Annotated in this window: 1 protein-coding gene; it reads left to right on the top strand. The window is 25.6% G+C overall.

Annotated features, from left to right (window positions below):
• Window positions 1-65: 65 nt before the first annotated feature.
• Window positions 66-277 (top strand): hypothetical protein (locus FOF46_RS31140; protein WP_143919296.1); only part of this gene is annotated, 212 nt, incomplete at its 3' end.

The raw sequence follows: 277 nt of genomic DNA, 5'->3' as shown, positions 1-277 counted from the left end.
CATAATATTTATGAATTTTTTTTGCCATATGTTTTAGTATTTTTATATGCTTAAAACAATATAAAATGACCAACGAACAAATTGAAAAAACCTTAGAATACGCTTCTAAATATCCTTCAATACTTCTTGCTGATTTTCTAACACGAAAATTCAATTTTGACAGTAATGAAAGGTATAAAGCAAAAGATCTATTAATCTCAAAAGAACTGTTTGTACAGTCTGGTAAATCAAAACACAAACTTTCTGATAAATCTTTAGATATACTATCTGAATATGG

This window comes from Aquimarina algiphila (assembly GCF_007489275.1).
Taxonomy (GTDB): domain Bacteria; phylum Bacteroidota; class Bacteroidia; order Flavobacteriales; family Flavobacteriaceae; genus Aquimarina; species Aquimarina algiphila.
This window is presented reverse-complemented; position numbering and strand designations above follow the sequence as displayed.